Below are 23,022 nucleotides of genomic sequence, written 5' to 3'. Positions count from 1 at the left end.
CTGGTAAGGGTTTTGTTTATAGATATTTAGATATCCGTAGAGTAAGGCATTTTTTCGGAGTCAGGGTTAGAGCTAACTTTAAAAGATATTACTAATCATGCTGTAGTTTGCATGACTAGGCTTATAAGAGTGTAAAAAATGCCAGAAGTATTGTGAAAAAATTGGTTCTACCCTTGAAGGAGCTATGAAGTGGAGGACAATAAATCATTTTTTGGTGTGCAAAAAATATTAATAGCTTTGCTTGTCTTGAGTACCACCACGATGATGTTTATCAAGTCAAGATCATCTGAGGCCAAAAGTACAGAAAATATAAATGTAAACAAGCTACCAGCCAAAGTTGGGGCCCAACAGCAGATTGAAGAATTAAAAGCAACGATGCTTAAAATTTGGCAGCAACAAGCACAAATAAAGGGTCTTTCCTATGGTGTGCCACCAAGCTTTCAAGGAGCAATAGTTAGTGCGGCGAAACTTAGTCCCCAACAGAAAGTAATTGCTCTCACCTTTGATGATGGGCCATGGCCTGAAAGCACTGCCCAGGTACTAGATATTCTCAAACAAAATCAAATCAAAGGGACATTTTTTGTCATTGGGCAGAATGTGAAAAATTATCCAGGCTTACTGAAGCGAGAAATTGCTGAAGGTCACGTAATTGGTAATCATACTTGGCATCACTGGTATCAGTTTTTGAATCCACAAGCAGCCGCTTATGAAATTGACCATACAGCAGACCAGATTTATCAAGTGACAGGAATTAAAACAAATCTATTTCGACCACCAGGGGGAATCATGCACAATGGAGTGGCTGATTACGCTAGAAATAGCAAATATGCCATCATCCTCTGGTCATCTGACTCTATTGACTACTCACGTCCTGCTGTACCAAAGTTAATTAATAATGTGTTCAGAAGAGCCAAGCCAGGTGGAATTGTGCTGATGCATGATGGTGGTGGTAATCGCTCTAAAACTGTACAAGCTTTACCAGAAATTATTGCCAACTTTCGGAAACAGGGCTATAGCTTTGTTACTATCCCTGAACTTTTAGAAATGCAAGATAGGAGCAAAAGCTGATTACAGAACAAAAGCAAAACCATTAGGTAGGGTTGCCAATTTAGCTCACCGTTATTACAATACAAAAAAACCGTCCAAAATCAACATTGAACGGAATTTTTATGTATTAATACTTTATTTCTACCTAATTCTGTTACTGATTGTACTAATACCTACAAGCTACAAGTCAGGAGGCAAAATTACCTGATCAATTGCGTGGATTACACCGTTGCTGCCGGTGATATCTGCTTGTGTAACCTTAGCATCATTGACAGTTACACCAGTAGAAGGATCAACCTTAACGTTGATTGCGCCACCTTCAAGGCTTTTAACTTCACCAGATTTTAAATCAGTGGACAATACCTTACCAGGTACTACATGGTAAGTTAAAATCTTGAGCAATACTTCCTTGTTAGCTGGGTTTAACAATTCTTGCAAAGCATCTGCTGGCAACTTAGCAAAAGCGGCATCAGTGGGTGCAAAAATAGTTAAGTTATCTTTGCCTTGCAAAGCTCCAGTCAACCCTGCTGCTTTCAAAGCCTTGGTTAAGGTTGTAAAAGAAGCGTTTGACTCTGCCAACGCTAACAGGTTTTTGCCTCGATTGTCACTTGCCCCTGGGCCTGGTGGAGTTGTAGTAGGTTTCTCACCAGGTTGAGTTTGTGGGGTAGTACCTGGTGTGGGGGGTTTTGGTTCAATAGGTGTAGCGCTACCACCACGGTTATAAGGAGGCTCGTTGAAAATACTGGGTCTGGGATTTGTTACACTACCTTTCTGCGCTACTTGTTTGCGCTTGGTATTGCCCTTTTGTGTTTCGGAAGCAGCCTCGGTAGGTGTGTATTGAGCGTTTACTTGAAGGCGTTGACCCTTATTATAGGGAGCTTCGCTGAAAATACTGGGGTTAGGATTTAGTACCTCTTTGGCTTCAGATGGTAAAGTAATGAGAAGGCTTAAACTAGTGAATCCTGCTATGCCTGCCAACGTGGTCAGCAGTTTGCTGTTATTTGTCTTCATAAATTTTGTTTGTCTTTTTGTCCATACATTACATAAAGATTTATAACATTTTGCTATGCACAAAATCTAACCAAAGAGGGAAGTAAAATTTTTCCTCAGAAGAGTTTTTGCTAGCGAGGTAAAATATATAACCTCGGATTAAGCTGATCGGTATGAAATATATCTACCACATATTTTATGTAATGAGTATATTTTCTCAGTCACACTGATAAAGAGTTAAAAAGCCTCACTTGGTGTAGCCTCAACTCTAAAAGAGTATGAAGAGCAACTAATGTAAAGAAAAATTACTTTAACTAAAGATACAATTGTAAAGTTTAAGAAGTTGACCAGTTATCAGGTATACGACATGCTGGAATTATACCAATGGGAACTATCTCAATACTCAGAGAAAGTGCGCCTAATTCTAGATTTTAAAGGACTAGATTACCGCAAAATAGAAGTTACGCCTGGGATTGGACAAGTAGAACTGTTCCGGCTGACTGGTCAGAAACAAGTCCCAGTATTAAAGGATCGTAATAAATATATTGCGGATTCTACGGAAATAGCTAAGTATTTAGACTTAGAGTATCCCGATCGCCCCATAATACCCCAAGATCCCAAAAAACGGGGTTTAACTTTATTGATAGAAGAATGGGCGGATGAATCTATAGGCATCAAAGGTAGGAAAGCGCTATTTGCAGCTGTAAGTCAAGATCAAAATTTCCGCAAGTCTTTATTACCCACCTCAACACCAGATATATTTAAAAGTCTGGTTGGAGGAGTACCTACTGACTTACTGACAGTGTTGGGTTTTGGAGTAGGTTATAGTCCAGATGTGATTCAGTCAGCGATCGCATCTTTAAAACAAGACTTGGAAGCGCTAACGTTATTATTGGCAGATAGTCCTTATTTAACTGGAGATGAGCCGACTTTAGCTGACTTAGCAGTGGCTGGCTTATCGATATTACTCAAGTTTCCCCCTGGTCCCTATTTGGATTTACCAGCTTCTATTAGAGGAAAAGGATTGCCAATCTTTTCAGAGAATATAGATTATGAACCATTCTTTACCTGGCGCGATCGCATTTACGCCCAATTCCGTAAACCATTAATTAGTACCACTTCAGCAGGGGGTGCGCCAACTTCGATTCAGATTGATTAGGGAATGGGTATTGGGCATTGGGCATTGGGTTAGGAATTGGGCATTGGGAATTGGGTATGGGACATGGAGATTAGGGAGATTAGGGAGAATAATTAATAACTAGTGACAAATGACCAATGACTAATGACCAATGACAAATGACAAATGACTAATCAGATGAATTCGGGACAGCCATTAGGTTCGGTTATTCAAGGTTCTCTAACTGAAGGTTTAGAAGTACGATTGCATCCTGACATTTCTGTGGAAGATATGCGGGTTGGTAAGTTTCTTGTTGTGCAAGGGATGCGATCGCGCTTTTTTTGTATGCTGACAGATGTAGCATTAGGAGCTGCTAATGCCCGAATTATTGCTAATCCCCCCAGTTGGGAAGACACTTTTTTACGGGATGTTTTAGCCGGAAGTGGTACTTATGGTACTATCAACCTCGCACCGATGTTGATGTTCACTCCCGAAGCGGAAGAATCTTTCTCCCCAACAAACGGCAAATCGGCAAATCCCTTTATCCCATCAGTAACGGGTTTAGCTTCCTTTGTGCCACAAACCAGCACGACGATGGAATTGTTGCCTGTTAAAACTATTCCTAGCCACTTTAGTCAAGTTTACGAAGCCAGTGTTGACGACTTTCGCCGCGTGTTTGGTTGGGAAGATGACCCCCAAAGGCGAAATTTTTCCATAGGGAAACCTTTGGATATGGATGTGCCCGTTTGTATCGATTTAAACCGCTTCGTGGAACGGAGTAATGGGGTTTTTGGGAAATCTGGTACTGGTAAATCCTTTCTAACTCGGCTACTTTTAGCTGGCGTTATCCGTAAAAATGCGGCAGTAAATTTGATTTTTGATATGCACTCTGAGTATGGCTGGGAAGCTGTCGCAGAAGGAAAGAACGTCAATACAGTTAAGGGATTAAAGCAACTTTTTCCAAGTAAGGTAGAAGTTTATACCCTTGACCCCGAATCGACAAAGCGCCGGGGTGTGCGTGATGCTCAAGAACTTTATTTGAGTTACGAGCAAATAGAAGTTGAAGATATTAAGTTATGTAGTCGAGATTTAGGGCTATCTGACGCAGCCCTAGATAACGCCAATATTCTATATAGTGAGTTTGGCAAGTCTTGGATTGTCCAATTGCTAAACATGACTAACGAAGAAATCGAGATGTTCTGCGACGAGAAGCGCGGACACAAAGGCTCGATTATGGCATTACAGCGCAAACTCTTGCGGATGGACAGCTTGAAGTATATGCGAGCAGTTTGTCCCCAGAATTACATTAGTAAAATTGTCCAATGTCTGGAATCTGGGAAGAATGTTGTGATAGAATTTGGTTCCCAGTCTAATATGCTCTCTTATATGTTGGTGACGAACATGATCACCCGACGTATCCATGAGCATTACGTCAAAAAAGCAGATAAATTCCTGCAAAGCAAAAACCCTTGCGATCGCCCCACTCCGTTGATGATTACCATTGAAGAGGCACACCGTTTTCTTGACCCGGCTATCGTACAAAGTACTATCTTTGGGACTATTGCCCGTGAGTTGCGGAAGTATTTTGTCACACTTTTGGTAGTTGATCAACGTCCATCAGGCATAGATAATGAAGTTATGTCCCAGATTGGAACTCGCATTACCGCTTTGCTTAATGACGAAAAAGACATTGACGCGATTTTTACGGGTGTATCTGGTGGTAGCGGACTGCGATCGGTACTGGCAAAGTTAGACTCTAAACAACAAGCTTTAATTTTGGGTCATGCCGTACCCATGCCCGTAGTAGTACGTACCCGTCCTTACGACGCAACTTTTTACGAAGAAATTGGTGAGCCAGCGTGGGAAGAAAAACCTGACGCGGAAGTATTCGCAGCTGCTGAACTCGCCAAAGCTGACCTGGGATTTTAAATAGTTATTTGTCATTGGTCATTGGTCATTGGTCATTTGTCCTACCCTACGGGAAGTCACTGATTTAATCTACATCAAGATTAATCCCTTAGCGACCAACTCCCAATTCCCAATTCGTAACATCCCTCCATTCTCACAAGAAATTAAGTTCGGTTATCCGGCTACTTTTTGGCAACAGAAGAGGGGTTTTTGGGGTCACTATAGATATAGTCAGTAATTTCAAGGAAGCCTAAATTTTTTTCCAAACGACCAATTTTGGATTATAATTGAAAGTTTTATCTTAAGATACTTTACTATCTGCCTGATTTATCGTACTATAAAACTAAGTGAAACTCATACCGACTTCGGATTTGCTAGTTACTCTCAGTAACTACCTAAAGTAAGAATTCTCAAAAATAACCAGTGTGCTAATAAGAGATTGAAAATTTAGGGAAGGTAGGGGAACCTATCTTAGGGGCTTAACGTCTTAAAAACGTCTATATCAATTGATAATTGTTTTTAGTAGCTCCTGATATTTCGTGATAGATTTACTACTTTTATCCATCCATTTTAGTAAGAAAACATACATTTTATTTACGGAGTAGAGGACAACGCACCAATGCCTACTGTCAATACCCAAACGGAAAATCTCAACACCAGATTCACGGCTGATATGGTGCGAACCTATCTGCGAGAAATTGGCCGTGTACCACTGCTAACCCGTGAACAAGAGATTGTATATGGGAAGCAGGTTCAACAAATGATGACGCTCATCGATGCCAAAGAGGTTTTGGCAAAGAAACTGCACCGCGAACCGGAGATGTCAGAGTGGGCTGACGTGGTTCAACAATCGGAAACTGAAGTACAACAAACGGTAGCGCAAGGTAAGCGAGCAAAGCAAAAAATGATCGAAGCGAATTTACGCTTAGTCGTTGCTATTGCGAAAAAATATCAAAAGCGAAATATGGAATTTCTGGATTTAATTCAGGAAGGAACACTAGGATTAGAGCGGGGTGTGGAGAAATTTGACCCAATGAGGGGTTATAAGTTCTCGACTTACGCTTACTGGTGGATTCGCCAAGCTATTACCCGTGCGATCGCTCAACAAGGACGTACTATCCGGTTGCCGATCCACATTACCGAAAAACTGAACAAAATCAAGAAAGTACAGCGTGAGTTGGCTCAAAGCTTGGGGCGATCGCCCACTCCAGCTGAAATTGCCAAAGAACTGGAACTAGAACCTGCTCAGATCCGCGAGTACCTGAACATGGCGCGTCAACCAGTTTCTTTGGATGTTAAAGTTGGCGATAACCAGGATACTGAGTTGCAAGAAATGCTCGAAGATGGCGGGCCATCACCAGAGTATTACACCAACCAGGAATTCTTACGCCAAGATTTGAACAACCTACTAGCAGAACTAACCCCGCAACAGCGAGAAGTTTTAGCTCTACGCTTTGGTTTAGAAGATGGTAACGAAATGTCATTGGCGAAAGTGGGTGAGAGATTGAATCTCAGCCGCGAACGTGTCCGCCAGTTAGAGCATCAAGCTTTGGCTCATCTGCGTCGCCGTCGCGCCAATGTCCAAGAATACGTTGCTAGTTAAAGATGGAGACGCGAAATCCCGCGTCTCTAGAGCATGATGAGCCTCCTGAATTCAGGGGGCTATTTTTTTATACTGATAGCCAGGAAAAATATTTGGATCTGAGGCTGTGTTTCTACGGCGACAAATCCGAGAAAATACTATCAGTATTTTTATTTATTAAAAAGTAAAAAACAAGGTACTACGAAATCCATATTGATTGAAAGGATTTAATTTCTGATTAACTTCACCCAACGAGATGAATCTATTGGATGAAAAATAACTCAAACTAATGTTAATTAATGTAAAGTTAATTAACATTAGTTTGTAGTAAAAGGTTTAGTCCTATTTGACGGGCTCAAGCCCTCTCTTCTCTTCTCTTCTCTTCTCTTCTCTTCGAGAGGCTACGCCAACGAGAGGCTACGCCAACGAGAGGCTACGCCAACGAGAGGCTACGCCAACGAGACGCTGCGCGAACACTACAAACCTTTAATTGTTTACGCCGCTCTACTTCCCTTAACTGGTGGTAATCTAAGATTGTTGGGCTAGATTAAATAAAAACTTTGGTTTTTGACAGTTTTCTTTTTTGGACAATAGTAATATAAGTCGTTAACAAAGTCTTTGGCAATTAAGACTTGGTTATAGTTTAAGTAAGTTCTAAAGAACTTAGTTGATTTTTTAACAGGAGAAGTAGGGTGCTTAACAACCTTTATCAGTTCTTATCTCCCCGCCAGTGGGGAATTTCCCTAGCGGGCTTAGGCTTACTTCTCGGTTTGGGCTTTATAGGCAAGCAGACTCAAGTCGTACCGGTTACAGATTCTCCATTATCATCGGCTCAGATTCAACAAAAAACCACAACCTCCGAAAACTCCCTTTTGTCGCAGCTCAGAAAAGTTAGAGAGCAGAGAAGTCAGCTGAGAGCATCTGCTGGAGAGAGAGGGATTTTTGTACATCAGAGCGGAAAAACACTCCCTAAAACCACAGCGCTGGTTCCAGATTCTCAGGGAGCTACAAAAGGTGCAGAAGGTTTACCAAAAGTGAATTTTCCTGTCAAGGATGGGGTTTATCTCTATGGTCAATCGCCAAAATCAAACCAGCTTGGTCAAGGTTACATCATATTTCAAAAGCAGCAGGATAAGATAACTGGTGCATTGTATATGCCCCAATCAGAATTTAATTGTTTTCAAGGTACGCTCAACAAGTCAGGAGAGTTGGCAATGACGGTCAATAGTTCGTCAAATGAAGCCAGTACTCCTCGGTCAAATCAGGTAGCTGCAAACAGTCAACTACCTAAAGTCAGTGAAGATGAGTTCAGCAGTTATCCTTACTCAGTGGCTCTGCAAGACTTTTATCAATTAAATTCCATCACAGCTAGCGATCGCCGCACGTTGCAAATGTGCAAATAATCATTAAGTTAATACTCAATTCCTGGTTGCGCTTTCACGCCTTGATCGCGGAAAGGGTGCTTAATTAAGGTCATTTCGGTTACGAGGTCAGCACGCTCAATTAAACCTGCTGGTGCGCCTCTACCTGTGAGAATAACGTGCTTGTTAGCTGGTTTTTGCGCCAAACCCGCCAAAACGTCCTCTAATGGTAAGTAAGCCATTTTGAGAGCGATGTTAATTTCGTCCAACAACACCAGATGAAAGTCTGGGTTGCGAATATATTCTAATGATTTTTCCCAGGCGGCACTAGCTTTGTCAAGATCGCGATCGCGGTCTTGAGTTTCCCAAGTGAAGCCTTCACCCATTGCATGAAATTCTATTTGGTCTTCCCAATAGCTGAAAACCCTTTTTTCTGAAGGTTCCCAGCTTCCCTTGATAAATTGGACGATCGCTACTTTATAGCCGTGACCTAGCGATCGTAACACCATCCCCAAAGCCGCAGTGGTTTTACCTTTACCATTACCAGTATTTACAATAATTAACCCTTTTTCTGGTACAGCTTCTGCTATGCGCTTGTCTTGCACTTCTTTGCGTCGCTGCATTTTTTTGCGGTACTGTTCATCAGTCAGAGATGAAGACATTACCTCATCAATCAAGCGCCCAATTTCTTGATCTTGGTTTAATTCTTGTGGTGTATCGTTTTTCATTAAGCTTGTCTAGAAATAACTGTTAAAAGTGTTGGGAATGAACCAAAATCTTCTTACTTATCCAATTTCACTTAAATCACTTGATTGGAAATGTCCAGTAAGTTTTCATGTGAAATATTAATAGTATGTTAGCTTTATTAATGATTTGCAGACAAGTGGAAATATCTATGATACACAAACTGAACTTATAATTTGAGTTTACTATTACTGTTTTAAATAATTTAATATGTTCATTAAAGCATTTTAACAATAAAAATTTCTTATTATCTCATTTAGTAAAATCATGAGTTAGATGTTTTAAGTGTCAGAAGCTATGATGTCTAATATCAGAAGATTTATGGATGTTGTTGTTTCCATTTTTCCCATAAAGGCTGCGTATCCTCTGGTTGCCCATCATAGTTGAGCAATTGATCTGAAATTATCACCCATGACTGGGCGCTGCGTGTCCAAATGTTACCTACTGGGCGTAACCAACTTGTATCATCTAAGGTTCCAGCTTTGACATTAATAGTATCGGTTTTATAAGTTCGTTCATGGAACAATCGCGTTCCGCAGTCGCCACAGAATAGGTTATTTACTTCACGTCCGCTATCATTTTTCCGAGTCCAAGCTTTCGGTTTTCCCTGAACAATTACAACAGCATCTCGTAGTACTGTAAGAGACATACCAAAGGCACTAGACGATTGTTTTTGACATTCCTTGCAGTGGCATAGATAAAGGGTTAAAGGTTGGGCATGAATTTCATAACGAATCTGTCCACATTGACAACCTCCAGTATATGGAATCACAAGTTTTATCTCCTGACAATTTGTGTTGCTTTATTGTAACTAAAACTATCTCAATCTTAGAGTGGGTTTTAGTAGACACAAACAGAAGACTTGTGAACACAATTCTCTGTGATTCCTTAAATTCTCTTTATCTTTCATCTTCATCTGATTCATCATCCTCACTCCAATACTGTTGAGGGGCATTTCTGTGAACTTCTAAAATTTTTGGTTTTTTGATTTTGTTATCAGGTGGATTAATTGCTTCTAACTGCACATCAAATTTCCAGTTATCACCAAAATCATAAAGATAGGTCATTTTATCACCCGGTTCTAGAGACACATCACCAATCTGCACTTGGTCGGCAAATGGGGGTGTTTCCATATAGGCATGACCGATTTTTATGATGCGACCAAAATGGTCTTTATAACTAAACTCGTACAGGTGATCGTAATCAAAGTCAAAAGCATCAAGAATTGTCTCTGCTAACCAGCTTAATGGTTTTTTGGCTGGTATGGCAATGCGCCGCCAAGCCTTAAAAAGGGACACTTTAAAAATATAAATCCCGTCAGTAAAACCTTGCTTGGGAACAAGTAAATTATGCTCCCATTCTGGAAAAAATGGTTGAAAATGTGACTGCAACTTTCCAAAAGTTACATTGACCTCATCCTGTAATTCTGCTCGTATACCTAGTGGAAATAGTAGTTGCAACATAGCATCACCAAATGGCAGGCGTTCTAAACTAGTAATGCGCCATCCTTTGCCTTCTGTTGGCTTGCCATGTTTAATAGATAAAAATCCAAATAACTCTAACAGGGCAACATTATGCAACCCAGGATAATAACTAATATCGTGTTGGTGTTCATATTTAGGGAATTTTAAACCTTTATCTGGGACGCGGGGCCAAAGTTGAATACATCGAAATAAATTACCCAATGAATCTTGATGTTCACCTATGATTTCGTTATTTCCCCAAATCAACCAGGCTTCTAATAAATTGAAATAGCGTTCTGTTGGATTGAGGTTTGACCATGATTGCAAAGTTGCTGCGTCTAAAACTAAAATCTGCTTTTTCCCTTGGGATCTAATTTGGGCTATCCCAGAACTGCGTAATAACAGATATAGTCCATTAATGTAAGGGTATGATTTCTGTACGGGGCGTTTGAGTTTAGTTTCTATTGGGTGACTTAACAGAGAATTCAATTCTGATAGTACTTTCAGTGGTAGAAGATTATTAACACTACTAACTTCCACTCCATTCGGTTGTAATAAATCTATCAGAGTTTGAAAATCACGCAAAATTGTACCGGGTTGATTTTCATCAATACTGAGTTCTTGCAGGAGTTGTTGTTGTGACTCTGTTAAGGAAGGTAGTTCAGGATTGAGTGTGCGTTCTAGCCGCGCAAATAAATCTTCCATAAATAAAAATTATAAATTCTCAATTCACAATTTAACCTTCTGTGTAATCTTGTTCTCTTTATACTATAACTACTGAAATTATCCTAATAAACCTTAACCCTATAAGTGTCATAGTAGGTCTATCAAGACCGTAAGCTTAATGAGATGTGAATGATAATATTTTCACCTTCTAGTTGACAATCCCAAGAGTTTGATATGAACAGTAACACTCGTCTACAGATGATTTTAGCTGATACACCTATTGATACAGTATTACCTGCGATCGCTCAACTAAATCTACCTAACTGGTGGTTAGCCGGTGGTGCAGTCCGAAACACTGTTTGGTCTTCGATTTTTGGGAATGACTGTGGGTTAGGTATTAAAGATTTTGATATTGCATTCTTTGATATAGAAGGGAACCGTTCTCAGGAACTAGCAGCAAAGGCGACTCTCACAGAACAATTTCCTCATAACGAGTTTGATGTCAAAAATCAAGCCAGTTTTGCTCGTTGGCGGCTTGGTAGCAGACCCTACACTAGTACAGAAGATGCCATTACGGAGTGGCTGCACACCGCTACTGCTGTCGGAGTTCGACTAGATACACAACGCCAATGGCAATTTTTCACTCCCTACGGATTGGATGACCTGTTTGATGGCATTATTCGACCTACACCAGCACATACTCATAATATAGATGCCCACAATAAGGCATCTGGATTCTTGCAGAAGTGTCCTAATCTGCGTTTGGCGTAAAAGTTAGAGTAGCTTTTCCGTTACAAGGGAATAATCGCGTTTCAATTTATAACCCTTGAATACGGAATCACAATGTTAATAATTTTCTACCACTGGGAATAATTAAAGTAGAACCCCTTGTACGAGAAGACGGGGGGTAGTACTAATTTTGTAAGTTTATAGGCAAAAATCAATGCCAAATCGTACTGGATACCCAATCAACTCAACTCTCCACGAAGGAATCCAAACAATTATTTATCAAACACAAATGCCAAAAACGCAACAGCGAGTTATCCTCAAGTTGCTTAAAAATGAATATCCTACTCTTGAAGCCTTTACTCGCCTGAAAAATGAGTATCAAATTCAGCAAGGTTTAGACCATCCCAACATAGTGAAATCTATTAGTCTAGAAACCTTTGATAATCGTGTTGGACTGTTGTTAGAAGACTTTGGTGGTCAATCTTTAGCGCAAATTATTCAGACAGAAAAACTTGACTTAATTAACCATTTAAATATTGCTATTCAACTGACTAAAGCTCTAGATTATTTACATAAACATCAGATTATTCATAAAGATATCAAGCCTAGCAACATAATTGTTAACTCCCAGACAGGTATTGTTAAACTTACTGACTTTGGTATAGCCTCTCGCCTCAATAAGGAAAATCCTCAATTTAATAACCCTAACTGCGTTGAAGGCACACTTGCCTACATGTCTCCTGAACAAACGGGGAGAATGAATCGTATTCTTGATTATCGCACTGACTTTTATTCTCTCGGCGTGACTTTATATGAAATGCTCACCGAGAAAACACCATTTTTTAGTCAAGACCCCTTAGAACTAGTTTATAGCCATATTGCTGTTCAACCGATAAATCCACAGTTATTAAATCCAACAATTCCTAACGCCATCTCAGAAATTATGCTGAAGTTGATGGCGAAAAATGCTGAAGACAGATATCAAAGTGCTACAGGATTATTAGCAGACTTAGAGTTATGTCTTAATCAGTTAAAATCTAAAGGTATAATTACTGATTTTTTTCCAGGTCGTTTAGATGTCTTAAGCCAGTTATTAATTCCTCAAAAATTATATGGTCGTGAAAGCCAAGTTAATGAACTGTTAGCTGCATTTGAACGCGTTACATCTGGAACTAGTGAGATGATGCTAGTTTCTGGTTATTCAGGTATTGGTAAATCAGTTTTAGTTAACGAAGTTAATAAACCCATTACTCGCAGACAAGGTTACTTTATTTCTGGTAAATTTGACCAATTAAAACGAAATATACCTTATGCTTCTTTAATTCAAGCTTTTGCTTATTTAATGCGGTATTTACTGACAGAGAATAATGAAAAAATAGAAACCTGGCGTGAAAAAATATTATCAGCTTTAGGAACAAATGGTAAAGTCATTACTGACGTAATTCCAGAAGTAGAATTAATTATTGGTACACAGCCAGACGTTGCCAAAATTGGTGCAACAGAATCACAAAACCGCTTCAATCGAGTTTTTAAAGAATTTATCCAAGTTTTTACCCAAAAAGAACATCCCTTAGTCATATTTTTAGATGATTTGCAATGGGCAGACTCAGCCACATTGAATTTAATCCAACTACTTGTAACTGATAGCGACAGCAAACATCTATTGTTCATTGGTGCATATAGGGATAATGAAGTTAATGCAGCACATCCTTTAATTCAAAAAATAGAAGAGATTAAGGATGCTGGCACAGTTGTTAATAATATTGTGTTGCAACCTTTAAATTTAGATAATGTGACTCAACTAGTTGCAGAAACTTTACAAGAAGCAGATATTAACCCTGATTCTGAATACAGCACTTTTAGCGATAGAATTATCCAACTAGCTGAATTAATTTCTAATAAAACAGGTGGAAATCCATTTTTTCTCACACAACTTATTCAGGCACTTCATCAAGAAAAACTTTTGAAGTTTGACTTTATTAAGGCTCAATGGCAATGGAGTTTAAAAGATATTCAAGCAATTGGAATTACCGACAAAAATGTAGTTGAGTTAGTTGCAAGTCGAGTTGAGAAGCTACCAAAATCTACCCAAGATGTTTTAAAATTAGCAGCTTGTGTAGGTGACAGATTTAGTCTTGATGTTTTATCGATAGTTAATGAAAAATCAGCTTCTTTGACAGCTAATGATTTACACTCAGCTTTGCAAGCGGGATTAATTCTACCTTTAAGTGAAGCTTACCGTATTCCTTTAGTTTTTAATCAAGAAGAAGCGGTTAATTTAAATTTCGACACTTCACAAGTGGGTTACAAGTTCTTGCATGATAGAGTACAACAAGCAGCATATTCGCTGATTCCAGAAGAACTCAAGAAATCTACTCACTCAAAAATTGGACAATTGCTTCTACAAAATATCCCAAAGGAGGAAATAGAAGCTAATATTTTTGATATAGTTAATCAGTTGAATGTAGGTATTCTTAACCTAATAGAACAATCTGATAAAACCGAATTGGCACGATTAAACTTAATTGCAGGGCGAAAAGCTAAAGCTTCTACAGCTTATGACGCTGCACTTAAGTACTTCACAAATGGGATAGAACTTTTAAGTAGAGACTCTTGGCAAACTGAATATACCTTAACTTTATGTTTATATGAAGGAGCCGCAGAAGCAGCCTATCTGGGCGGTAATTTTGAGCAGATGCAGCAATGGGCTGAGGTGGTTCAGCAAGAAGCCAAAATCCTTCTAGATAAAGTGAAAGTCTATGAAGTACAGATTATCGCTTCTATCATTCAAAGCAAACAACTGGAAGCCATTCAGATAGCAGTATCAATTCTAAAATTGTTAGGAATAAGTTTTCCAGATGAACCGACATCAACTGATATTCAGCAGGGGATGGATGATATTGCTGTTTCTTTGAAAGGGAAAGCCATTGCAGATTTGATTAACTTACCATTAATGTCTGATCCGAACAAGATTGCAGCCATGAAAATCTTAATGGGGGTTCTCCCTGCGGCTTTTCAAACTGCTCCTGTAATGATGCCAATTATTGTCTGTAAAATGGTCAATTTGTCCTTAAACTATGGGAATACGGCTGTATCCGGGTATGGTTATAGTCTTTATGGCTTACTTCTTTGTGGAGTTCAAGGAGAAATTAATTCTGGTTATGAATTTGGGAAATTAGCTTCTAGTTTGGTGTCACAATTTAATGCTGAAGAACTCAAAGCTAAGATTCTAACGGTTGTTAGCGCTCATGTTATGCACTGGAAAGAGCATATTAGGGAGACATTAACATCATCAATGTCTGGATATGCTAGTGGTCTAGAAACCGGAGATTTAGAATATGCTGGTTATTGTGGTTACATTTATCCTTATCATTCCTTTTGGTTGGGTAAGGAACTTTGGGTTTTAGAAAAGGAATTAATAGCTTACTGTGAATCGCTGAAAAAAATCAATCAGCAAGTAGCTTTAACTTGGAATTTAGTATATCTACAAACAGTTTTGAATTTGAAAGGAAATTACGAAAATGTAGATTGTTTAATTGGAGAAGCCTACGATGAGCAAAGTATGCTGCCAATTCATCAGCAAGTAAATGATCTTTACACAATTAATCATTTATTTGTCAATAAACTAATGCTCGCTTACATATTTGGAGAGTATTTTAAAGCTGTAGAAAATGCTGCGATCGCAGAAAAATCTTTAGGTGGTGTTACAGGATTATTTGTTGTTCCACTGTTCTATTTCTACGATTCTTTAGCACACTTGGCTATATATCATACTGCTAAAGAGTCGGAGAGGCAAGCTATTCTAGAAAAAGTCCAAGCTAATCAGCAAAAAATGGAACTCTGGGCTACTCATGCTCCGACGAATCACTTACATAGATTTTATCTCGTGGAGGCAGAACGGTGTCGGATTTTAGGCCAAAAGCTGGAAGCAATGGACTACTATGAAAATTCTATTGCCAAATCTCAAGAGAATAGTTTTCTCCAAGAAGAAGCTTTAGCTTATGAGTTAGCAGGAAAATTTTATCAATCTCTAGGTAAAGAGTTAATTCATCAAATCTATATAACTAAAGCTTATTATGCTTGTATTCGTTGGGGTGCGATCGCTAAAGTTAAATACTTGGAATCAAAATATACTTTTCTAGTAGGACAAACTACTACTGTAGAAACTACTACTTCCAAAATAGATACAATTCACCTCACCACTACCACAACTACTAATAGTAGTAGCTTAAGCGATTTTTTAGACTTTAATACATTCATCAAGTTTTCGCAAGCGATTACCAATGAAATTGTTTTAGAGAATTTGTTGAGCAAGCTAATCAAAATTTTATTAGAAAATGCTGCCGCACAAAAAGCAGTACTACTCCTACTTAAAGATAATCAACTATATATCGAAGCTTCTGGAAATGCTACCGTCAATGTAGTGACAGTTTTACCCTCTATTACTGTTGAAAACTATCAGGATTTACCGCTCTCTGTGATTAATTACGTTTTTCGCACTCAGCAATATCTTGTGTTGAATGATGCAATAACTACAGAACCGTTTAACCTTGATATTTATATTCAGAAATATAAAATAAAATCAATTTTTTGCTTGCCAATAATTTACCAATCACAGCTTACAGGGATTATTTATTTAGAAAATCACTTGTCATCAGGTGCTTTTGTTCCAGAAAGAATAGAAATATTAAAAGTCTTGGTTTCTCAAATGGCTATTGCCATACAAAATGCCCGTTTGTACACAAGAGAACAAGACAAATCTAGAGAATTAGAACAGTCAATCAAAGATTTACAAGAGGCACAACTACAACTTATTCAAAGTGAAAAAATGTCTTCTTTGGGAAATTTGGTTGCAGGTGTAGCACATGAAATCAACAATCCAGTTGGGTTTATTACAGGTAGTATTGCCCAAGCAAAAGATACTGTTAATGATTTAATAGGCTATCTGCAACTATACCGAGAAAAGTTCCCGAATCCTGGTGCTGAGATTGAAGAAAAAGCCGAAGAAATAGATATAAATTTTCTACTAGAAGATTTACCCAAAATGATTGATGGTATGACGGTAGGAACACAGCGCATTCGCAATATTAGTACTTCTCTCCGTACTTTTTCACGCGCTGATACTACCTCTAAAGTATTAGCTAATATCCACGAAGGTATTGATAGTACTTTGTTGATTTTACAGCATCGTTTGAAAGCCGATCATAACCGTCCAGCGATTCAAGTCATTAAGGAGTATGGAAATATTCCATTAGTGAAATGTTATTTAGGACAATTGAATCAGGTATTTATGAATATTATTGCAAATGCAATTGATGCTTTAGAAGAAGCAAATATCGGCCGTAGTTTTATGGAAGTTCAAGAAAGCTATCCAAATATTATTACTATTTTAACTAAGATAGAAGAGAATAATAATCTGATAATTAAGATTCAAGATAACGCTAAAGGAATGTCAGAAGAAGTTAAAGCTTGTATCTTTGAAAATCTATTTACAACCAAATGCGTAGGAAAAGGTACAGGATTAGGATTATCTATTAGTCGCCAAATTATAATAGAAAATCATGGTGGAAGTTTGATTTGTGAATCAGTTTTGGGACAAGGAACAGGATTTATAGTTTCTATTCCCGTTCTGGGATAATAATCTCTCATGATAGAGATAGATTAGCAAAGCTATAGCAACTGATACTCGAATTATTTGATAATTCGGGTATTTTGTTTGTCAGGAATAATTCATTACATCCTATTTTTAAAGCTTGCTAAAGTAAAGATTATTTTGCTGTTAAAAACTATGCAACTGGTAACATCATTACTTAACCAAATCAATATAAAATTGGTCTAATTTGGCACTTAAAACTTTACGTAATGCCTGCTATCATAATAACTAATTGTATACATCAAATCTTGTACTATCTTTCTCATTTACTAACTGATATAAAAATAAACTCTAACTAAATATACAAGAACTTTAGTCTAGTTTTTATCAGCTAAAATATCAGTCGTAAATTGAGTTGAGAAGAAGTTATAAGATGCGAAAATTGTAAAAATTAAGGTGGTTATATTGTGGAAAGAAGAAGAGAAGGTGGGCGAATAGTTCCAAAGGCCATCTCGTTTTTGTTCAATCAGATTACATTGATTGTCCTTGCAGTTATTCTTGTGCTGTTTATTGGAGGTAGGTTTGAATTAGCAAGTGCAACTCAACCTAACGCAGAATTAGAAATTCAAAAACTAACATCCTGTTACGCACTGGGAACTGATGCCATTGGTAGAGGAAATCTCCTTGAGGGAAAAAATATTTATCGGGATTGTTTTACTCAAGATTCAGTCCTGACTGCTATTTTTCCTGATGGGACAACTCAAACAAATTATGGGACAGATGCTTGGGCAGATTTTGTCTATTCAGTATTCCAAGGAAATGGTTATACAGCTACCCAACATTTGATGGGTACGATCAACATTTCAATTGAGAATAATAAAGCAATGATGACCTCTTATCTACATGCGACTCACAAGCGTTCGGAAACTAGCATTGATGTTGCCAATGGCACCTATGAAGATCAAGTTGTCAACATAAATGGGCGCTGGAAAATTCGTAAACGTACTCTCAAACTCATCGATTTCTTGAATCTTAGTTCACCGACAGTTGATTCCTCAAATGCTAATGCCCGAAGCAGTAATTCCTCAGCTCACTTTGTAAGACCAAAAATGTCTGGTTTCAATAAATAATCTTTCACAGCGATCAGGCAAAAATAAAAAGTAAAAAGTACAGAGTACTTTTTACTTTTTATTCTGTTTAATGTATGAGTAAAGAAGTTCGCGTAGGCGTAGCCCGTCGTAGACATCGCTCCGAGGATTTACAATTAAACATGGACTATTACCACCACTTCCATTACTTACAATAACGACAGTAATACCAGCTTTTGGGCAAACTCCTAAACAACTGGTGCTAACCACCCGAAATTCACCCCATAATCCCTCAATTTTTAAACGAGATTTTAACCAATTCTCTAAGTCTTCGGAAGCCGTTGAGCTTCTGCTAGCTGGATGAAAACTATTTGATCGCTCGTTTGCACATTGCGAACACACAAGCACTAAACCAGATTCCCATCGGGGAGAAACGCTCGGAATAGAAATAGAAGTGTCTAACGGACGAGAATTTATTAAGGGCGATGTCTGCTGAGAAGTAGATGCAAAACTTTTAAAGATACGTTGGAGCAATCTTTTAATACGCTTGATAAATTTTTTCATGGACGATCCTACCTATTTCTCTGATAGGATAGTGTAAACTTACCGTTTAATCTGTTCTGGTAGATCGTTTAATAATCAGCGTTTCTGACCAATTTGCAGCAAGTATGCAATTAGCTGTTCTCCTGCGGTGTCGATGTGTCGTTTCAGTAACCTGACAGCAGCTTTTGTATCTTGCTTTTGACAAGCATCTAAGAGTTGATAGTGTTCTTTTTGCGATCGCTCTTGGTAATCCATCTGCGCTAATTGTACGCGAACATAGCGATCGCAATTAATGTGTAAAGTCTTAATCATCCCCAACAACCTGGGACGTTCAGCAGTGGCGTACAGCGTCGCATGGAATTCCCAGTTGAGTTTTGCCAACATACCTGCATCAGTTGCTTGGTCTGTCGCTTCTAGAATCACAGCAGCTTTTTCTATATCTGTTTCTTTGAACTTGGGTATTGCCAATTGCATCGCTTTCACTTCTAAAGCGCTGCGAATTTCACAGATTTCTTGCGCCTCTTGTGCTGTCAACACCGATACGATCGCACCACGATTTAGATGCAGTGTCACCAATCCTTCTGCTTCTAGCTGCTTGAGCGCTTCACGCACGGGAATACGACTAACTCCAAACTGAGTGGCGATTTCATCCTGTCTCAGAGATTGTCCTTCTTGAAAAATGCCGCGCAGAATCGCTTCCCGCAAAGCATCGGCAATTAAATCTGGGGTACTGCGTTGTTGCAGCACATTGGCTGCTAAGTCATTTAAGTTCATGTTGAATATTGTATACAAAATACAAAAAATTGTATACAATATCCAAAGTAAGTTTTTTAAACATCCCTTCAATACCACGGGAGACATTTATGAGCATCGCATCTCAACCAGACCGAGTTATCATCTTCGACACCACGCTACGGGATGGCGAACAGTCACCGGGCGCAACCCTCAATGTAGAAGAAAAGCTGGCGATCGCTCATCAACTAGCTCTCCTTGGTGTCGATGTGATTGAAGCAGGTTTTGCCGTTGCTAGTCCTGGAGATTTTCAAGCTGTCAAAACCATTGCTGAACAAGTTGGAATACCCGGTGGGCCAATCATTTGCAGTTTAGCTAGAGCCATTCGCCAGGATATTCACGCAGCCGCCGAAGCCTTGAAGGGAGCAGAGCGTCCGAGAATCCACACGATGATTTCTACCTCTGATATTCACCTGAAATATCAATTGAAAAAGTCTCGCAGCGAAGTATTAGCGATCGCATCAGAAATGATTGCATACACCAAGTCGTTTGTAGACGATGTAGAATTTTCACCAATGGATGCTAGCCGCACTGAGCCAGAGTTTCTGTATCAAGTTTTGGAGGCGGCGATCGCAGCAGGTGCAACTACAATCAATATTCCTGATACCGTTGGTTACTGTACACCCAAGGAAATCGGAAATCTGATTCAAGGAATTCGAGACCATGTTCCTAATATTGATGGGGTAATTCTTTCCATTCACACTCAAAATGATTTAGGTTTGGCGACAGCTAACGCTTTGGCAGCTATTGAATATGGTGTGCGTCAGGTGGAGTGTACCATTAATGGCATTGGGGAACGAGCAGGCAATGCAGCATTGGAAGAGATTGTGATGGCGTTGCAGGTTCGCAAACCATTTTTCAACCCTTACTTTGGTCGTCCGGTTGATGCCGATACACCCCTGACTAATATTAAGACTCAGGAGATTTATAAAACCTCATCCTTAGTTTCCCAATTAACTGGGATGTTGATTCAGCCCAATAAAGCGATCGTGGGAGCAAACGCTTTCGCCCATGAGTCTGGTATTCACCAAGATGGGATTATCAAGCACCGCGAAACTTATGAAATTATGGAAGCTGCTGCAATCGGTTTGCCAGAAAATCGCATTGTTTTGGGCAAGCACTCTGGAAGGAATGCTTTTCGTACCAGGCTCAAAGAATTGGGTTTTGAATTGAACGAAGCGGATTTGAATAAAGCCTTTAATCGGTTCAAAGAAGTCGCTGATAAGAAAAAAGAAGTCTCAGATTGGGATTTAGAAGCGATCGTTCGAGATGAAACGCAGATTCAAGTAGAAAGTGGCTTCCAAATCGAACATGTTCAGGTAATTTGTGGTGACTGCACTTGTCCAACTGCAACTATTACAATTGTTACCCCCGATGGCAAAATCCTCACAGATGCGAGTGTCGGCACTGGCCCAGTGGATGCGGTGTATCAAGTAATTAATCGATTGGTGCAGATTCCCAATCAACTGATTGAGTTTTCCGTCCAATCTGTGACTGGAGGAATTGATGCACTAGGAACTGTGACAGTTCGCTTGAAACATCAAGAGCGGATATTCTCTGGACAAGCATCTGATACAGATATCGTGGTAGCCGCAGCTTACGCTCATATCAACGCCCTAAATCGTCTTTATCGTTATTTGCAAACAGAGAGATCCCATTTCCATGAAATAAACTCTGCTGTTGTGTCTGGGTAGATTCAGATGCGTTGCTGAATACATGTATGAATCATGTAGAGACGTAAAATTTTACGTCTCTACAAGGGTTTTGGTTGCACCACTAAGGTGACTCAAACACGCCCATTTGCCCTAGCCTAATCGTGAGTATTTCCATATCGCTGAAGGCTTTGCGCCCCCACTAAATTCTTCCTTGGCAAAAAACTTGACATCAAAAAGCTTTAATAGTATGTTTGTACCATTAAAGCACTTAATTGTTGCATAAAACTTTAACACTCCCGATTGCGCCAACAGGAGAGCAAAATTAATGAGGCTATCTAAGGTAGACTTGAGCGGTTTAGTAGCGATCGCTCACTCTGATGGATATTTGCAGTTGTTGCTAGATCGAGGTGACGAACTAGAGTTTTTGGAAATTCCGGCACCGATACAAGCTTATGAAGGATTGCAAGAACTGAACGAGGCAATCGCCCAAACGCCTGCATTACCCTTTGAAGAAGAACCAATAGCTATGCTACCAGTTAGCTCATCAATGGCGATCGCTGTAGGATACGATCGCGACGAACAAATTTTGCAAGTTGAGTTTCAAAGTGGATCTGTTTACCAGTACTTAGGCGTAGACGAGGATACCTGGGAAGATTTACACGCCTCTGATTCAGTTGGCAGCTTTTTCAATCAAGAGATTAAAGGCAGATATGACTGCGATCGTCTAGATAATGCAGATTATACTATTGACTAATAACTGCGTGTAGGGTTTTCAATTGTTACGCGATCCAGCATACACAGAGCCCCTATCGCTTCTCCTCCTGGTGTTAGCAAAGGTACGCCTGCATAAAATCTCACAACAAGTCCAGCACCAATGACTATAGGATTCGTAGCAAATCTTTCATTAGTTAAGGTTTCGGGAATAATTAAAACTTCGCCACTTTCCATACAAATCGCCCCGAATCCTGTTTAAATAACTAAGCAAGCATCTAACTTGATGGCTTTAATTATACTAATATCCCTTAAGAGGGATGAGTCATAGTTTTGGTAAATTTCAGTAAATATTGGAAGATTTATACCCTGATAATTTTGGATAAATAAAATTACTTAGCTAAAAAATTCTTGTTGTTACCCAAAGCATTAACAAGATCATACACCAGTGGTATTTTCTTCAGAGACAATAGAGAAAGCCCACATAATCAAACGCAGTTATGACGACTACACTTGTTTCTGCTGTTAAACCAAAAGCCGAAGATAGTTTTGCCATTAGCTTTGCACCATTGTCTCTTGAAGAAATCTATGCCAAGTCTGACGATCCAGCCAACGGTGCTGTGGTTCTGATGAGTGGCGTAGTTCGCAATCAAACTGATGGTAAACCTGTAATTGCTCTAGAGTATCAAGCTTATGAACCTATGGCATTGCGGATATTTTATCAAATTGCTGCTGATATTCGCTTATCTACGTCTGATGTAAATCGGGTAGTGATTCATCATCGCACTGGACGTTTGCAAGTTGGAGAAATCAGCGTTTTAGTAGCAGTGGGTTGTCCTCACCGGAGTGAGGCATTTGAAGCTTGCCAGTATGCTATTGATACCCTCAAACACAATGCACCTATATGGAAGAAAGAACATTGGGAAGATGGTTCTAGTTGCTGGGTAAGTATCGGTGCTTGCGAACAGTTAGCAGAAAATTGTTCTTAGACCAATTCTATGTAAGGCTGCGCTTTATTCACGTAGGGGCAATT

Annotated in this window: 18 protein-coding genes; 11 read left to right on the top strand and 7 right to left on the bottom strand. The window is 39.2% G+C overall.

Annotated features, from left to right (window positions below; translation table 11 throughout):
* Positions 1–189 precede the first annotated feature (189 nt).
* Positions 190–1,068 (top strand): polysaccharide deacetylase family protein, encoded by an 879-nt coding sequence (locus G1O98_RS04900; protein WP_163927541.1) that lies wholly within the window; start codon positions 190–192, stop codon positions 1,066–1,068.
* A 159-nt stretch (positions 1,069–1,227) separates the two neighbouring features.
* On the opposite strand, the gene G1O98_RS04895 is transcribed toward G1O98_RS04900, so the two are convergent.
* On the bottom strand, positions 1,228–2,058 hold the full coding sequence (locus tag G1O98_RS04895; RefSeq protein WP_163927540.1) for a fasciclin domain-containing protein: 831 nt from the start codon (positions 2,056–2,058) through the stop codon (positions 1,228–1,230).
* A gap of 346 nt (positions 2,059–2,404) precedes the next feature.
* Here G1O98_RS04895 and G1O98_RS04890 point away from each other — a divergent pair, with 346 nt between their 5' ends.
* The 4 genes from G1O98_RS04890 to G1O98_RS04875 all read left to right on the top strand — a co-directional run bounded on the left by G1O98_RS04890 (position 2,405) and on the right by G1O98_RS04875 (position 8,047).
* Positions 2,405–3,196: a glutathione S-transferase family protein gene (locus tag G1O98_RS04890; protein ID WP_163927539.1), complete on the top strand. Its 792-nt coding sequence runs from the start codon at positions 2,405–2,407 to the stop codon at positions 3,194–3,196.
* A gap of 156 nt (positions 3,197–3,352) precedes the next feature.
* Positions 3,353–5,083: an ATP-binding protein gene (locus G1O98_RS04885; protein ID WP_114081999.1), complete on the top strand. Its 1,731-nt coding sequence runs from the start codon at positions 3,353–3,355 to the stop codon at positions 5,081–5,083.
* A 598-nt stretch (positions 5,084–5,681) separates the two neighbouring features.
* Entirely contained in the window at positions 5,682–6,665 is a 984-nt protein-coding gene (locus G1O98_RS04880) for an RNA polymerase sigma factor, RpoD/SigA family (protein ID WP_163927538.1), read from the top strand.
* A gap of 671 nt (positions 6,666–7,336) precedes the next feature.
* Positions 7,337–8,047 (top strand): hypothetical protein, encoded by a 711-nt coding sequence (locus G1O98_RS04875; RefSeq protein WP_163927537.1) that lies wholly within the window; start codon positions 7,337–7,339, stop codon positions 8,045–8,047.
* An 8-nt stretch (positions 8,048–8,055) separates the two neighbouring features.
* Here G1O98_RS04875 and cobO read toward each other — a convergent pair whose 3' ends face one another.
* The 3 genes from cobO to G1O98_RS04860 all read right to left on the bottom strand — a co-directional run bounded on the left by cobO (position 8,056) and on the right by G1O98_RS04860 (position 10,917).
* Complete coding sequence (gene cobO / locus G1O98_RS04870; protein ID WP_012410434.1) at positions 8,056–8,733, bottom strand: cob(I)yrinic acid a,c-diamide adenosyltransferase; 678 nt, start codon at positions 8,731–8,733, stop codon at positions 8,056–8,058.
* A 335-nt stretch (positions 8,734–9,068) separates the two neighbouring features.
* On the bottom strand, positions 9,069–9,521 hold the full coding sequence (locus G1O98_RS04865) for a GFA family protein (protein ID WP_114081832.1): 453 nt from the start codon (positions 9,519–9,521) through the stop codon (positions 9,069–9,071).
* A gap of 127 nt (positions 9,522–9,648) precedes the next feature.
* The gene (locus G1O98_RS04860; RefSeq protein WP_163927536.1) at positions 9,649–10,917 is read right to left on the bottom strand and encodes a plasmid pRiA4b ORF-3 family protein; all 1,269 of its coding nucleotides are present in this window, start codon (positions 10,915–10,917) and stop codon (positions 9,649–9,651) included.
* Between the two features lie 195 nt (positions 10,918–11,112).
* On the opposite strand from G1O98_RS04860, the gene G1O98_RS04855 reads away from it, so the two are divergent.
* The 3 genes from G1O98_RS04855 to G1O98_RS04845 all read left to right on the top strand — a co-directional run bounded on the left by G1O98_RS04855 (position 11,113) and on the right by G1O98_RS04845 (position 18,330).
* Positions 11,113–11,649: a nucleotidyltransferase family protein gene (locus G1O98_RS04855; RefSeq protein ID WP_163927535.1), complete on the top strand. Its 537-nt coding sequence runs from the start codon at positions 11,113–11,115 to the stop codon at positions 11,647–11,649.
* 172 nt (positions 11,650–11,821) lie between these two features.
* Positions 11,822–17,245 (top strand): ATP-binding sensor histidine kinase, encoded by a 5,424-nt coding sequence (locus G1O98_RS04850; protein ID WP_163927534.1) that lies wholly within the window; start codon positions 11,822–11,824, stop codon positions 17,243–17,245.
* 422 nt (positions 17,246–17,667) lie between these two features.
* A complete protein-coding gene (locus G1O98_RS04845) occupies positions 17,668–18,330 on the top strand; it encodes a nuclear transport factor 2 family protein (RefSeq protein ID WP_163927533.1) in 663 nt (220 codons plus the stop codon).
* A 51-nt stretch (positions 18,331–18,381) separates the two neighbouring features.
* Here G1O98_RS04845 and G1O98_RS04840 read toward each other — a convergent pair whose 3' ends face one another.
* On the bottom strand, positions 18,382–18,852 hold the full coding sequence (locus tag G1O98_RS04840; protein WP_163927532.1) for a (2Fe-2S) ferredoxin domain-containing protein: 471 nt from the start codon (positions 18,850–18,852) through the stop codon (positions 18,382–18,384).
* Positions 18,853–18,927: 75 nt separating this feature from the next.
* The gene (locus tag G1O98_RS04835) at positions 18,928–19,605 is read right to left on the bottom strand and encodes a GntR family transcriptional regulator (protein ID WP_163927531.1); all 678 of its coding nucleotides are present in this window, start codon (positions 19,603–19,605) and stop codon (positions 18,928–18,930) included.
* Positions 19,606–19,700: 95 nt separating this feature from the next.
* Between G1O98_RS04835 and G1O98_RS04830 the strand changes: the two genes are divergently transcribed.
* Both G1O98_RS04830 and G1O98_RS04825 read left to right on the top strand, forming a co-directional pair.
* Positions 19,701–21,317: a 2-isopropylmalate synthase gene (locus G1O98_RS04830; protein WP_345940525.1), complete on the top strand. Its 1,617-nt coding sequence runs from the start codon at positions 19,701–19,703 to the stop codon at positions 21,315–21,317.
* A gap of 286 nt (positions 21,318–21,603) precedes the next feature.
* Positions 21,604–22,032: a KTSC domain-containing protein gene (locus tag G1O98_RS04825; RefSeq protein ID WP_163927529.1), complete on the top strand. Its 429-nt coding sequence runs from the start codon at positions 21,604–21,606 to the stop codon at positions 22,030–22,032.
* Here the strand turns inward: G1O98_RS04825 and G1O98_RS04820 are convergent.
* Positions 22,029–22,226, bottom strand: a complete 198-nt coding sequence (locus tag G1O98_RS04820) for a GAF domain-containing protein (RefSeq protein WP_163927528.1) — start codon at positions 22,224–22,226, stop codon at positions 22,029–22,031. The genes G1O98_RS04825 and G1O98_RS04820 overlap by 4 nt on opposite strands.
* A gap of 263 nt (positions 22,227–22,489) precedes the next feature.
* On the opposite strand from G1O98_RS04820, the gene G1O98_RS04815 reads away from it, so the two are divergent.
* Positions 22,490–22,978, top strand: coding sequence for a molybdenum cofactor biosynthesis protein MoaE (locus tag G1O98_RS04815; protein ID WP_163927527.1), 489 nt, complete (start codon positions 22,490–22,492; stop codon positions 22,976–22,978).
* Positions 22,979–23,022: the final 44 nt, after the last annotated feature.

Source organism: Nostoc sp. UIC 10630 (genome assembly GCF_010747425.1).
Taxonomy (GTDB): Bacteria; Cyanobacteriota; Cyanobacteriia; order Cyanobacteriales; family Nostocaceae; genus Nostoc.
This window is presented reverse-complemented; position numbering and strand designations above follow the sequence as displayed.

What these genes read in the sequence shown, in the direction of transcription:
- G1O98_RS04895 (WP_163927540.1), bottom strand. Translation starts at nt 2,058, where the DNA reads ATGAAGACAAATAACAGCAAACTGCTGACCACGTTGGCAGGCATAGCA.
- G1O98_RS04890 (WP_163927539.1), top strand. Translation starts at nt 2,405, where the DNA reads ATGCTGGAATTATACCAATGGGAACTATCTCAATACTCAGAGAAAGTG.
- G1O98_RS04885 (WP_114081999.1), top strand. Translation starts at nt 3,353, where the DNA reads ATGAATTCGGGACAGCCATTAGGTTCGGTTATTCAAGGTTCTCTAACT.
- G1O98_RS04880 (WP_163927538.1), top strand. Translation starts at nt 5,682, where the DNA reads ATGCCTACTGTCAATACCCAAACGGAAAATCTCAACACCAGATTCACG.
- cobO (WP_012410434.1), bottom strand. Translation starts at nt 8,733, where the DNA reads ATGAAAAACGATACACCACAAGAATTAAACCAAGATCAAGAAATTGGG.
- G1O98_RS04860 (WP_163927536.1), bottom strand. Translation starts at nt 10,917, where the DNA reads ATGGAAGATTTATTTGCGCGGCTAGAACGCACACTCAATCCTGAACTA.
- G1O98_RS04855 (WP_163927535.1), top strand. Translation starts at nt 11,113, where the DNA reads ATGAACAGTAACACTCGTCTACAGATGATTTTAGCTGATACACCTATT.
- G1O98_RS04850 (WP_163927534.1), top strand. Translation starts at nt 11,822, where the DNA reads ATGCCAAATCGTACTGGATACCCAATCAACTCAACTCTCCACGAAGGA.
- G1O98_RS04840 (WP_163927532.1), bottom strand. Translation starts at nt 18,852, where the DNA reads ATGAAAAAATTTATCAAGCGTATTAAAAGATTGCTCCAACGTATCTTT.
- G1O98_RS04835 (WP_163927531.1), bottom strand. Translation starts at nt 19,605, where the DNA reads ATGAACTTAAATGACTTAGCAGCCAATGTGCTGCAACAACGCAGTACC.
- G1O98_RS04825 (WP_163927529.1), top strand. Translation starts at nt 21,604, where the DNA reads ATGAGGCTATCTAAGGTAGACTTGAGCGGTTTAGTAGCGATCGCTCAC.
- G1O98_RS04820 (WP_163927528.1), bottom strand. Translation starts at nt 22,226, where the DNA reads ATGGAAAGTGGCGAAGTTTTAATTATTCCCGAAACCTTAACTAATGAA.
- G1O98_RS04815 (WP_163927527.1), top strand. Translation starts at nt 22,490, where the DNA reads ATGACGACTACACTTGTTTCTGCTGTTAAACCAAAAGCCGAAGATAGT.